At 29.4% G+C, this 14,651-nt stretch carries 9 protein-coding genes; all 9 read right to left on the reverse strand.

All coding sequences use genetic code 11. The annotated features are described in order from the left end of the window. Positions 1–68 precede the first annotated feature (68 nt). Positions 69–1,940 (reverse strand): VWA domain-containing protein, encoded by a 1,872-nt coding sequence (locus C7U55_RS11680; protein ID WP_106988716.1) that lies wholly within the window; start codon positions 1,938–1,940, stop codon positions 69–71. 197 nt (positions 1,941–2,137) lie between these two features. Then, complete coding sequence (locus C7U55_RS11685; RefSeq protein WP_106988717.1) at positions 2,138–7,624, reverse strand: YDG domain-containing protein; 5,487 nt, start codon at positions 7,622–7,624, stop codon at positions 2,138–2,140. 219 nt (positions 7,625–7,843) lie between these two features. Beyond that, positions 7,844–8,782 (reverse strand): Rpn family recombination-promoting nuclease/putative transposase, encoded by a 939-nt coding sequence (locus C7U55_RS11690; protein WP_162297451.1) that lies wholly within the window; start codon positions 8,780–8,782, stop codon positions 7,844–7,846. 266 nt (positions 8,783–9,048) lie between these two features. Next, on the reverse strand, positions 9,049–10,734 hold the full coding sequence (locus C7U55_RS11695) for a phospho-sugar mutase (protein WP_106988719.1): 1,686 nt from the start codon (positions 10,732–10,734) through the stop codon (positions 9,049–9,051). A gap of 72 nt (positions 10,735–10,806) precedes the next feature. Then, on the reverse strand, positions 10,807–11,289 hold the full coding sequence (gene ybaK, locus C7U55_RS11700; protein WP_106988720.1) for a Cys-tRNA(Pro) deacylase: 483 nt from the start codon (positions 11,287–11,289) through the stop codon (positions 10,807–10,809). A gap of 70 nt (positions 11,290–11,359) precedes the next feature. Next, positions 11,360–11,629 carry a phosphocarrier protein HPr gene (locus C7U55_RS11705; protein ID WP_022001400.1) on the reverse strand — a complete coding sequence of 90 codons (270 nt, stop codon included), beginning with the start codon at positions 11,627–11,629 and terminating at the stop codon, positions 11,360–11,362. A gap of 176 nt (positions 11,630–11,805) precedes the next feature. Continuing rightward, positions 11,806–12,855 (reverse strand): class I SAM-dependent methyltransferase, encoded by a 1,050-nt coding sequence (locus tag C7U55_RS11710; protein ID WP_106988721.1) that lies wholly within the window; start codon positions 12,853–12,855, stop codon positions 11,806–11,808. Between the two features lie 3 nt (positions 12,856–12,858). Continuing rightward, entirely contained in the window at positions 12,859–14,292 is a 1,434-nt protein-coding gene (locus tag C7U55_RS11715; protein WP_106988722.1) for a WG repeat-containing protein, read from the reverse strand. A 121-nt stretch (positions 14,293–14,413) separates the two neighbouring features. After that, on the reverse strand, positions 14,414–14,651 hold a 238-nt coding region (locus C7U55_RS11720), incomplete at its 5' end, for a transposase domain-containing protein (protein WP_146139625.1).

Here is a 14,651-nt window from a genome sequence, read left to right on the forward strand (position 1 = left end):
TCTTCAATGGACGTTTAGTCCAAAGAAAAAAGAAGTCTTCTATTCAAAGAGACTTCTTTATAATTTTACTATCTAATAAACTTTTTCATCACAATACAATAAATAATCAATAAACTAAAACCAAATAACCCCAAATAAAGCACGCTATTTGTACTATCCCCTGTTTTAACCTTCTTCACTTCTTTCTTGTTTTCAGCTTTAACAGTTTCTTTATTTGTTGTTTCAACTTTTACTGTTGGTGTTACTGCTTCTTGTTTTGTTGGTGTAGCATCTTTTAATACTAATTTACTGATTGCTTCGTAAATAGCTTTAGCATATCCATCTACTGTTTCTTGTTCTGTTATTTTCTTTCCTTCTTTTACTGCATCAAGTGCTTCTTGCAATGAATTAACTGTTTCTTTTGTGTAAATTGTTAAGTTACTTGGCACTTTGGCTTTTGCTTCATTAACTTTTTTATAATTAGCATCTTTTAATACTAATTTACTGATTGCTTCGTAAATAGCTTTTGCCATTGCATCTACTTCAGTTTGTTCTGTTATATTTTTTCCTTCTTCTACTGCATCAAGCGCTTCTTGCAATGCATTAACTGTTTCTTCTGTGTAAATATTTAAGTTACTTGGTACTTTAGCTTTTGCTTCATTGACTTTTTTATAATCTGCATCTTTTAATACTAATTTACTGATTGCTTCATTGATTGCATTAGCATATCCATCTACTGTTTCTTGTTCTGTTATATTTTTTCCTTCTTCTACTGCATCAAGCGCTTCTTGCAATGAATTAACTGTTTCTTCTGTATAAATATTTAAGTCATTTGGCACTTTGGCTTTTGCTTCATTGACTTTTTTATAATTAGCATCTTTTATTACTAAACTATTGATTGCTTCATTAATAGCTTTAGCATATCCATCTACTGTTTCTTGTTCTGTTATATTTTTTCCTTCTTCTACTGCATCAAGTGCTTCTTGCAATGCATTAACTGTTTCTTCTGTGTAAATATTTAAGTTACTTGGCACTTTAGCTTTTGCTTCATTGACTTTTGTATAGTCCGCAAGATCAAACAACATATTAGAAAGTAATCTAATAATCTCAGCAAATGTATCATGCGCTTCAGTAGAAGATTTAACCCCTCTGTAATAATTTGCTCCGTTTAATTTATTACCCAAATTCTTATAATCTGTCGCATTTGGATAATTACTAGATATACCATGTAAATAGGCATTAAACTTTTCTGTTTCTGTCCAATTACCATCCCCATCATCACCTACAATAGTTTTATTTGTCTTTGCAGATAATCCGATAGAATAAATAAATGCATTTTTCTTTATAGATTTTGCAATAGATATAGCATTGTTTGCTACATCATCATCAAACGAACTTTGAGTTGTTGGCACACCATCCGTAACAAAAATTACTACTCTTTTGGCATATCTTCTATTTGTGTCATTCACACTACTATTTACCAAATTTTTTGTCAACTCCATAGCTGCTTGTGAATTTGTTGCACCTGACGCATTAATTGTTTTTACTTTTTCTTTTAAATCACCTTTATTCGTATCTTGTACAGCAACGTAGTCACTTACAACTTGAGTATAGTTATATCTATATCCTCCACTAGTGTATGTATCATTTCCTACTTTATTATTTTTATCCCCTGCAAATTTAACAATTGCAATTCTATTTTGTTTACTAACATCTTCAATGTTTGTATTTTTAGTTGAGAATTCATCAATCAACTGATAAACAGAATCCTTTAAAACACTCATTCTTTTTGTTCCACCACTTAATGGATCATCCATACTTCCAGACACATCTAGCACAAGCGTTATATCAAGAGGTATTGATTCTCCTTTAGTTTCCGCAAATACATTTACAGGCACTTGTGTAAAGACCATCATAAATGTAAGTACGCTTGCTATTATTTTCTTTATTTTTATCTTCATAACTTATTTTTCCTCCCCTTATTTAGATCTATTATGTTTAAAACTACTTATTTATTTGTTAATAAAAAAACCTCCCTTGTCTATTCATATTTTACTATTTATGATACTTTACTTTTTCATTTGTCGCGAAATGTCGTTTTTAGGGTGTGAAATGCAAAAAGAAGTCTCCTATTCAAAGAGACTTCTTTATAATTTTACTATCTAATAAACCTTTTCATCACAATACAATAAATAATCAATAAACTAAAACCAAATAACCCCAAATAAAGCACACTATTTGTACTATCCCCTGTTTTAACCTTCTTCACTTCTTTCTTGTTTTCAGCTTTTACAGTTTCTTTATTTGTTGTTTCAACTTTTACTGTTGGTTTTACTGTTTCTTTTTCTTTCATATCTTTATAAAGAATTGCATAGTCACTGAACTTATCTGTTTCAAATGTTAAACTGTTTGTCTTTTCATCATATTTTGTTTCTAAGATATCTACTTTTCCATTATGACTTCTTGCGATAAAGTATTCTCTCTTAGTTTTACTATCTTTATTGATTAGTTCTTCTGGAACTTTGATTGTTACTTTCATGACTTTTGTAAGTTCATGTATACTTTCATTTGTTCCATTAATACTCTTATAAAGTGTAATATCTAAGTATTTTCCTACTTTATATCCTTTTGTATTTGTTTCAATAAGTTCATTTGCTTGCGCTTCTTTTACTTCTAATACGATTTCTACTTTCTTACCTTCTGCTATTTCACTTAATTCATTTGCTGTTATTTCTTTGTTTTCAATAAGGAGATCTATAACTTCTTCTCTACTTATTTCTACATCTCCTGTTGTTTTAACAGTAAATGATCCTGTTCCTATCTTATCATTTTCTTTTGGTAAGATTGCATAGCTATATTCAAAGGATCCTGTATGGTTATTTCCTTTAGCTTTGATTGTTAGAACATGTTTTCCTTCTTTCGTTGCTTGATTATCTAATACTTCATAATCTTCTTTATTTAATGCTTTTCCATTGACTAAAACTTGTTCTACTTCTTGTGTTTGTTTTTCTCCTGTATATTTTAAAACATTTCCTAATACAACTGTTCCTTTATCAATCGATAATGGATTAATTGTATATGTTCCATCTTTAAAAGTAATATCATAATTTGGATTTGATCCTTCTTTTTGACTTACTTTTATCTTATATGTTCCTACATCTTCTCCTTCTTGTCTTGTAAGAATGATTCCAGTTAATCGATCTTCTCTTGCAAGTCTATCAAAACTATACATCAATTCATAACCTTTTTCTCCGTATGTTTTTGATAAATCAATTGCTGAAACTCTTGTTTTCATTTTTTTTATTGTAAAATCTTTTGTCACTGATGATTTTTCATAATTGTCATCAGCTGGATATGTCACTCTTACTGTATATTCTCCTGCATTCTTTGGTTTTGTTGTTGAATATTCATTCTTTCCTTTTAATGAATATTCAACAACTGGAGTAGTTTTATTGTTAGATGTTGATTTTACATCTACAACTTCATATCCATCATACGTTTTATCTAATTCATTTTGAGTAGTTGTAATTACTGTATTTGATTCATCTGTTTTACTAATTGTCACTGTTAATGCTGGCCATACAGTTTCTAATAATTCATAGTTATCTTTATCTTCACCACTTAAAGCAGATTTAGTATAACTTACTGCTTTATTTTCTCCTGCATTTGAGCTTTCTACTGTACCCATTTTTGGCATATCAATAGATACTTCATCATTTCCAACAACACCTGTAAGTTTTCCGCCTTGTAATGCAACTTCACTAGTACCATTGTATTTTCTATTTACAGCTTTTAAACCTTCAATAGATAATTGTTTTTTACCAATTGTATAACTTGTTGTTACATTTTCAGGTAACTTATAATTTTGATTACTTACTTTTGTAGCTTTAGCAGCATCTTTATAAGTACCTACATTTTTGTGTTGAGCTCCATCAACAGTAACTTCACATTTATCACTATCTACTAAGTTATTAACTGTAGCTGTTGGTAATTGTTCTTTTCCATTATAAGTTAATTCTTTATTCCATTTTAAATCAATTATTTTTGGTGTAATACTTCCTGCAACTAATTCAGGATAAACTAATGTGTAGTTATTCACATTTGTAGAATCATTTCCTGTAACATTCACTTTACTAGGATCTACTGTAACTTTATTTGCATCTTTTACATTTTTACTATTAAATATTCCAGTTAAACCACTTATTGTAAGTGTTTCACCATCAATTCCTGTAGCCACACTTCCAGTTACTGATGCGTTTTTATTACCATCATATTCTTTAGTTACAGAATCTACAGTAACATTTAATTCTTTAGGAGTAATTGTAAATTCTTTTTCACCACTTGTAGCTTCATAAGTACCATCTTCACCTACAGTCACTCTTACTTTATATGTTCCTGCATCTTTTGGTTTTATTGTTGTATATGTTGTGTCATCTGCATCTTTTACTTTATATTCAATAGTATCATTACCTGTTCCTAATTTATTGAACGTTGGTTGTTTAACTACTTGTCCGTCGTATTCTTTAGATATATCTTGAATATTTGTGATAGAACCATTTGCCTTTTTCACTTTTAAAGTAATAGTTGTAGTTCTTGGTGCTTGATTACCTTGATTATTTATATACTCAACACCTAAAGGATTATAAGATACTGTTAATGTATAATCTTTTGCTTCTAATTTATCTAAACATCTACCGTTAAACGTAATTGTTGAACCATTAACAGTATAATAATCATCTTTTTCTAATGAATCATTTCCAATGGCAACATCTTTAATTTCATTCCCATTTAAATTAACCGATGCTGTTAAATTACTTTCAGTTGTTTTTGTATATTCTAGCTTTTCTGCGGCCGATGTTGAATCACTGTAAAGAACAACACCATCAGAATTAATAATGCTACTATTTCCTGCATTATCTACAATCTTAGCATAAATAACATATTTATTATTTGGATTAATATTAAATGTTTTGCCATTATCTATCTTAATCCATGTAACATTTTCTAATTGTTCTATACTTAAAATATCATTAGCTAAATAGTAAGATACTTCTTTAACTCCACTTTCTCCTTCACCATCACTACCTGTAATAGTGACAGCTTTTGTTTCTTTAAAGAAATAGCCAAATGTTAAACTGTTTAATACTTTATTTATAGTGTTATTACCTATTTTAATTGTTCCTGTAGGAGCTTTATTTTCATTAATAGACCATTGAACAGGAACTGTTCCTTGATAGTTTCCCTTTCCAACAACATTTAATGTGTATGTTCCATAGTCTGTTTTTTCTACTTCACCACTAACTTCAAAATCATTATTTGTTAAAGCAGTTTCCCCATCTTTTACTGTAACAACTGGTTTAATCATATTTCTGTTATTAAACATATAGGTATTATCTTCTCCATCTAGCGTTACCATATTAGATGTTAAAGATTTTGGCGTAATTGTAGCAGTTGTTTCAGTTTGATTTCCTGTTTGCGATAATACATAGTTATTTTTATCTGTACCATTTAAAACTAAATTAGACAATGAAACTTTTTTATTTTCTCCAGCATTTACGTCTGTAAAGTTTCCATCTGCTGTAACTGATAATTGATCATTTCCACATTTACCATCAAAATGAGCATCATTAAAGTCTAATTTTACTGAATTATTACCATCATATTCTTTATCATTTGCTTTGATATTTGAAACTGTTACTTCTTTTTGATTGATTTTTACTTTTGAAGACTTTTCTTCACTATCATTATAATTACTTCCACCTTCTACTTTGTAATATATAGTATATTCCCCTGCATTTTCAGCAGATGGAATTTCTGTTGTCCATTTATCTTTAGCATTTAATCTATATTTTAAAATTGTTCCTTTTGGAATTTCAGCATTAATAATAAAGTTTTGTTTTTCACTGTTATATGTAAGATTTTTTGCAAATTCTACATTTATACTTGGTGTGCCTTTTTTGATTTCTACATCAACAAAGCCATGATCAGTTTTATAATCATTATGATTTTCATCACCTTTTACATAATAATAAATACGATATTTTCCTGCTTCTTTTCCTTTTGGAATTGTTGTTGACCAACCATCATTTTCACTTAAACTATAATAAACTGTTCCTCCATCAGCTATTCCCGCTGTTACAAGTTCTTGTTCTTTACCATTATAAGTTAACTCATTCGCTTTAGGAGGAGATGATAAACAAGAATTTGCTTTATTTATTTTAAACTTCTTTGTTACCGTTTGTTTACCAACACTAACAGATACTTCGTAATCACCTACTGCAGTAGGTGCAATTTCACTTTTTGTATAATCCTTTCCTTCATATTCAATTATTATATCATTTTTAGTGACAGGAAATTTATTATCAGTAACCACATTATTGTCACTATCTTTTAACGATAAACCACTATAAGCTTTTCCTGTATAATCCATATCATCTGCACTAATTTTTAATTCTACCGCATTTGTATTGTAACTACATGAATTTTCACTAGTAGTGCATCGAGCAGAAATTGTACTATTATCATTTACTTCATATACCCAATTATGAGTATGTTTAATTACTGTCAAAGCTTTATATTTAAAAAGCACATTACAATCATCATTAAGTATAGAAACCTTATCAATGAAATCTTGTGTTAAATTTGTATTTGTTAAATAATACTCTTTTGATAAATCATCTTCATTAACTCTTATTGAAAGTGGCGATGTATTTGTATAATTAGAAATATCTAATCTAGATGAATTTTCTAGATAAATTCCAGCATTACCACCTGATATTGTTGTATTTCCATTTATATTTAAATATTTATATCCTCCATTATAGTAGTAATTCAAACTTGAAGATATACCATAGTTTTGACCCTTTATTGTGCAACTTGTAATCTCTATCTTCTTCCAATTATTTTTCCAATATTTTCCAAATTGAATTGCATCACCATAATTATTAGTTACGTTACTATTATTTAAGACTAACCCATTATATCTTGGTGTTTCATTAACGAAATCAATCATTGTACCATTTGCAATCATTCCATTTTCTATAGTAGTGTTTGTTATTTCTGCATAACCATTGTTACTTAATGCACAGCTATTTTGAATATTTTGCAACTTTTTTATTGTACAATTATTGATACTAATTGTCGAATTGGTAGTTCTATTTATTATTGCTTTTTGAGCATTTGTTGTTATTGTTAAATCATTAATAGACGCTGTACCAACACTGCTATCGAAGAATGTTAAAAAGTTGGCATTTACAGTATGATACTTACCATTAATAGTAAAATTATTTTTACTACCGCCGATAATGAACCAACCATATCCTCTCCATTTGTCTGCAACATCTATATTACCATTAATATTAACAGTTATAGCTCTTTTTGTAACAATGGTAAAAAATCGATTGTCTTTTTTTAGAGAATATTGACCTCCTTCTATATTAATAGTATCAACTACGCCATATTTTGCCTCTTCATCCCCAATCACTATTGGAAATGTTGTATTTGGCGTAACATTCATTACATTTCCAGAAATTGTTATTCCATTGTCGTCAGCTGCATACACATTTGTTGATGCTAAAGGCATTTGTGTAAAAATCATCATGAATATAAGTACGCTTGCTATTATTTTCTTTATTTTTATCTTCATAACTTTCTTTTCCTCCCCTTATTTAAAATTATTATGTTTAAAACTACTTATTTATTTGTTAATAAAAAAACCTCCCTTGTCGATTCATATTTTACTATTTATGATACTTTACTTTTTCATTTGTCGTGAAATGTCGTTTTTAGGGTGTGAAATGCAAATAATAAGAAATAATTATTATATTTTGTAAATAAAAAAAGGCTATACGAATATACGTATAACCTAATTAATAATTCTAAAAACATCTTCTTCACTTGTTACATTAAATATATTTAATGTAAGTTCATTTAGTTTTTCTAGCGATGTATTTGTAAGTTGTTTTTCTAAAGGTCTTGATAAGGTTCCTAGTTTTACTTTAAGTTGTTCTTTTAAAGTATTTTGTTTTTCTTCTCGTTTTCCTTTTTCAAATCCAATTGTTTCTCCTTTTTCCATTCCTTGATCTTCAAATCTTTGAAATAATTTGTCCATTGCTTCACACATGTTGATTTCATCTCCTTCTGGTAAATCTTCTCTTTTAATTTTCGTACGTGTAAATGTTGCTGCCATCATGAAGTTTTCTGTTTCGATTTTACGATTGTTTCTTAAGTCATCATAATTTCCTGCAAACATGCTTTGACTGATTTCTACAACTTCTTTTAATCGTTGATTGGTAAGTTTTCTTGCATCCATTATTTTAAGTTCGACAACAGGTAATCTCCAATCATTGATATAAGGTTCCATCTCTGATGGTATATTTTTCAATGTCTCTTTCAATGTTTCTGGTGATTTCCATTCTTTATCTCCCGTATAGAACACAAAGCTTCCTACTGGATAGATTTCTTGTTTACTTTCAACCTGATTGATATAAATCGTTGCATCATAGTTGAGTATGCGAAAGATCATTTTTTCATCAAAAGTACTTTGATGTTCAACTCCAATAATCACATACTCTCCATGAATACTTGCTTTTCTTACCACATCTCGATATCTTTTGATCTCTGTTGGCTTGTCGACCTTTCCTATCAAGGTCGACAGATCATTTTCTCTTGAAACAAGTTCTTCAGGTTGAATGACCTGTCTTCCTTGAAAAAAAGCATAATTACAAAGATCCGCAAAGCATCCTTTATCTCTGAGTAGTTTTTTACAGGTACTGTCACTAGCATTTCTTTCTTTAATGCACATCATATTTCCTCCTTATATAAATTTTTTATATCAAGGTTTCATACATCGCTTTTTGTTTATATTGTTTATCATATTTATAAGGAGTTTTTCTGATGTTATTGTACCATGTTATCAAAGACAATTTGTCTCAAATTTGTGTCAAATTTGTGCGTTTTCTAACCATGGCGATTTAATTTTTATCTATCATTATTTTAGCTTTCCTTTTTTTCTTCTTCAATGGACGTTTAGTCCAAAAAAAAGAAGTCCATTTAGGACCTCTTGTCTTATTATTCACCAATAATTTCCATCATAGATTTATGGAAGACTTCTGTTTTATCAGCTGCATCTTTAGCATCTGTTCCTTTAATTGAGAAATAGAATTTACATTTTGGTTCTGTTCCTGAAGGACGAGCTGCAATCCATGAGCCATCTTCTAAGTAATATTTTAATACGTTAGATTTTGGTAATTGAATTGTTGTTCCATCAGAACATGTACTATTTCCATAGTCTTCAACTTTAACAACTTTTACACCACCAATTTCTTGTGGAGCATCTTTTCTTAAGTTGTCCATGATTTCTTTAATTCTTGCTGCACCAGCTGCACCCGCCTTAGCAAGGGCGATTTGTGTTTCTTTAAATGTACCATGTTTTGCATAAAGTTCATTTAAAACATCTACTAAATCTTTACCTTGTTTTTTATAATAGTTACCAGCTTCAGCTGCAGTTAAAACAGCTTGAACAGCATCTTTATCTCTTACAAAGTCTTTAATAACACATCCATAAGATTCTTCATAACCAAATACAAATGTTTTTTCATGAGTTTGTTCATATTTACGAATCTTATCTCCGATAAATTTGAATCCTGTTAATGTTTTTTCAACATCAACACCATAGCTTCTTGCTACAAGTTCTCCTAAATCAGATGTAACGATTGTATTATACATTACCGCATTATCAGGTAATGTTCCTTTTTCTTTCATTTGGCTTAAGATATATTCCAAATAAACAGCTGCAGATTGGTTACCAGACATTAAAACATATTCACCATTATGTTTTGCGACAACTCCTAAACGGTCCCCATCAGGGTCTGTAATAACAACAACATCGGCATCTACTTCTTTAGCTTTTTTGATTGCTAATTCATAAGAAGCAGGTACTTCAGGGTTTGGCGATTTTGTATTTGAGAAATCTGGATCTGGTGCACATTGTGCAAGTACTGGCACAATATCATATCCAAGTCTTGTTAAGCAAGTTCTTACCGCAATGTTTGAAGTTCCATGTTGCGGAGAAAAAACGATTTTGAAATCTTTTTTATCCATTCCAGGATTTACTTCAATTGCCATTACTTCTTTATAATAAGCTTCATCTACTTCTTCACCAATCCATGTCATATATGGATAAGCTTCTTCATCAGAGAAGACTTTAATATTTAATTCATCATCTACTTCATTTACATATTGCACAACTTGATCAGCTGCTTCTGGTAATAATTGACATCCAGTATCATCATATACTTTATATCCATTATGTTCTTTAGGATTGTGACTTGCTGTAATCATAATACCACCCGCACATTTTAAATAACGTACCGCAAATGATAATTCTGGTGTTGGACGTAATGATTCAAAGATATATGATTTAATACCATAAGTTGCTAAAACCTTTGCTGATTCAATTGCAAACTTATAAGACATATGTCTATTATCATATCCAATAGCAACACCTCTTTCTTTACCTTCTGGTAAAGATGCAATATATTTCGCAAATCCTACATTTGCTTTTTGAATAACATAGATGTTTAGACGGTTTGTCCCTGCACCTAAAATACCTCTCATCCCTGCAGTTCCAAATTCAACATCTGTATAAAAAGCATCTTCTTTTGCAGTTTCATCCATTGATAATAATTCAGCTTTTAATGCAGGATCTAAATCTTCTTTACTAACCCATTTTTGATATTTTTCGTTATAATTCATTTTTACCACCTCTTCTATTAGTATATCAAAGCTCTTTGTCAAAAACCACAGAAAAATGTAACCGTTTTCAAATTATTTTCGGATAATATCTCCTACTTCGACATTTAAGTATGTCAAAATTTGTTGGACATTTACAATCATTTGATAACCACGCTTACCTGCCGAAAAGGCAACCTCATCCACTTTTAAAATACTTTCATCTATATAAGTAGGAAATTGTTTTTTCATACCTACTGGCGAACATCCTCCTCGCATATATCCCGTTACCGATAATAAGTCTTTTTGATGAATCATTTCGACACTTTTTCTTCCCGCAAGTTTCGCCAGTTTCTTTAAATCAATTTCTTCTAAAACAGGCACACAACATACAAGATGTTCATTATGATGATCATGAAGAACCAATGTTTTAAAGATTGCATTTGGATCCATATCCACCTGACTTGCTACATGTCTTCCATCTAAGTGTTCTTCATCATATTCATATTCTTTAATCGAATAAGGAATTTTTGCTTTATCTAACATTCTTAGCGCATTTGTTTTAAACTTCTTAGCCATGATTTACACCTCTACATTCATTATAGCATAAAAAAAGGGAACCATGTTGATTCCCTTTTCATTAATGCTATTATTCAGCAACTTTTTGTTCTTTAATTACTTTTGCAATAGAAGCAATTACATCTTCTTCGTCATCACCTTCAGCTACAATAGTAACAGTAGCTTTAGTAGGAACACCTAAAGACATAACTCCCATGATAGATTTTAAGTTTACTTCTTTATCATTATAAACTAATTTAATATTGCTAGTGAATTTGCTAGCTTGGTTTACTAAGATAGTAGCTGGTCTAGCATGTAATCCAACTGGATCAGATACTACGAAAGATAATTCTTTTGCCATTATATGACTCCTCCTTAAAAATTTCTATGTATTAATTATAGCACCTTATTTTTATAATTTCTAGGTATTTTCTAAAAAAATAAAGCGTTTACATAACAAAATAAAATTTATTCGATAAATTCAATATTTTTTAGTCTTATATAGACAAATATAAAAGTAGATAATCTAACAATTATCTACTCATTTGTACTTTTTTTCGCAATTACCATAAACTTATGAGTGGTAATTTCATAAAAATGATTTTTCTTAATTTTCTTTAAAACATCCGCATAGAAATTAATGAATTGTTCATAACGTTCTACACGTTCTGGCGAAATACTTTTCATAAAAGCAAGAACAGCTGATAAAGAAGTAAAACGAATACGTCCAATATCTTCATAACTATCTACGATATCAAAACCAATATCGGTTAAAGTTGTTTGACACGCTTCTTTATTCCATTGACCTTTGATTTTAAAAGGAATAAACATATTGATAATTTCTTTATAATTATCACTTCCTAATTGATCAACCACTAAGTAACCACCTGGTTTTAAAATACGATACATTTCAAACTTATCATAATTTGACAACTCATTAACCGCAATATCGATCTTTTCATCTTTAAAAGGCATTTTCCCTTGAGAAGTAAAAGTTGTGACTTTAATACCTTTATCTTCAAGTTTTTCCCTTGCCTTTGAAGGATTTAATTCCACTGAATACGTAATAGGTGGAAGTTCTTGGAACTGAGAAGTAAATTCTCCACCATCTACTGAAACAACAGCAAGATGTTTATCTTCTTGAAAATATTGTTGAATGATTTGATGACTATCATAACTAGGAATCGTTTGTTGCATCAATTCATCCCCATGGTTTTTAATAGCTTCTTCAATTTCAATTTTCAAAATCTTACTTTCTTGAATATCTTTTTTAAAACGGAAACATCCATAATAATAAGATCCTACTTGTGAAAGAGCATCACTAATTACTCCTACTGCCACAAAACCAATGAGTTGTAAAAACCACATTGTTGAAAATGTTGTTTCTAATGAAACAATAACATAACATAGAATAGCTACAAAAATCACTGAAAATTGATTACGATAGCCAAATTTTTCATCATACTTTAAAAAATAACGTATATTTGACATTTTTCTTGCTTGTCTTCCCTCAATCTCCAAAAATACAAATTTCATACCCAGTAGAATTATCGCATAAGCTACAAGTATAACAATATAATATTCCATCTCTTACTCCTTATAAATAACATTTCCTTCTAAATCATAATAAGCTTTATGATTTTTCTTCATTAAATACATATCTTGATACAAGACATATTCCCCTTCTAAAGAAAATACACTTTCTTGATCATCCATATTATAAAGATAGGTTGTTCCACTTTTATTTAAAATACCATAAACAACTCCATCAAATTCAAAGATTTGACCTTCTGCCATAAAGTAACCATTAATAACAACTTGTCCTTCTTTATCAATGACTTCATATTTACTATTTGTTTCATAAGCTGCATAATAACCTTTATCTAAATATTGAATAGAAACATAATTTTTAGAAACTTTCTTTCCATCTTTATTCATTAAATAATACTTTTCACCATCTTTAGAAACAACAGCTAAACCATTTTTATCAAAATCTTGAGCATCTTTAAAGATTGTCTTTAAGGCTTTTTTTCCACTAAATGTATAATATTGATACCCTTTATTTTGCACATAAACAGGGAACATCTTTCCATTTACATAAGATACTTTAGGATTTAATTGTATTCCTGTCACATCTTTTGTTTTCCCATTTTCTACAAATTTATGAGGGCCATAAATATAACTTGCATTTTTAACTAAATAGTTATTGATATTTTTATAATACGTTGTCGCAATTGCATCTTCTTTTCCATTAATCGAGAATAAACGAATTTGATCATTATTTGTTACTACAATGGTTGACCCACTAAACTTCGAACTTGTTACTTCAATATTCTTTTCAAAAATAAGCTTTCCTTTTAAATCAACATAACCAAACATCTTTTGTTTTTGATCATAAACAAGGAACCCTTTTTTATAATCTTGATTCATAATATCATATTGACCTATAAGTTTTGTGCTTAAGCCGTTTTCATCAATTTGACTATTGGAAGATGTATCGTAGAAAACACTTTTCTTTTCATAACCCACTAAAATAAAAGAACTGTTATAAACACTTGCATAAGTAATCTTCTTTTTAGATGTTACTAATACATCACCATTACCATCTAAAACAGAATATTTTTTATTCTTATAGATGACAGGTAATCCGTATAAAGAAATCTTTGTTTTCTTATTCTCTTTATAAAGGATTTTTCCTGATAAATCATAAAGTGTATAAAGACCTTTTCCATCTTTAGCGACGATCATATTTTCTAAAACTGAAAGAGTCACCCCTTTTTTATAAGCAATAACATCTTTTCCATCTTTAGAAATATAACTTGTTTTTTTATCAATTGATACAAGATATCCTTCATCTTGTACATCTTGATAAGAAGTATATTTAAATTTTGTTTTTAAATCTCCTTCTGTGTCACATAATGCATATTTTTTATTTTTTTCAACAAATAAAGTTTGTGTTTTTTTACTTGTTGAACATCCTGTTATCATTACTATAGCAAGCAGTGCTATTAATATTTTTTTCATAACTAGACCTCCTCGGTACGTTTATTATAACACAATAATCATTTTATGAAACGTATATTAAGTAAGCGCCAAATAAAATAGTGTATTTAAAAAGGTCGATTGAATTGATACAATGATCAATTTAGTCGGCTTTTATTTCAAATTCTTCTTTTATCTCTTCACTCCATGGTAAGAACCAGTCCAGTCTTTCTGGATCTTCAACCAGATCTTGTTGAGGTAAATAATCCATGATGAATTCAATATAATCGTATGGATTAAGTTTATTGGATTTAGCTGTTTCAATCAGGCTGAATACTGCTGCACTTGCTTCAGCTCCTTTAGTAGAAGTTGAAAACAGCCAGTTCTTTCGGCCAACTGTA

This window comes from Faecalibacillus faecis (assembly GCF_003024675.1).
GTDB lineage: Bacteria > Bacillota_I > Bacilli_A > Erysipelotrichales > Coprobacillaceae > Faecalibacillus > Faecalibacillus faecis.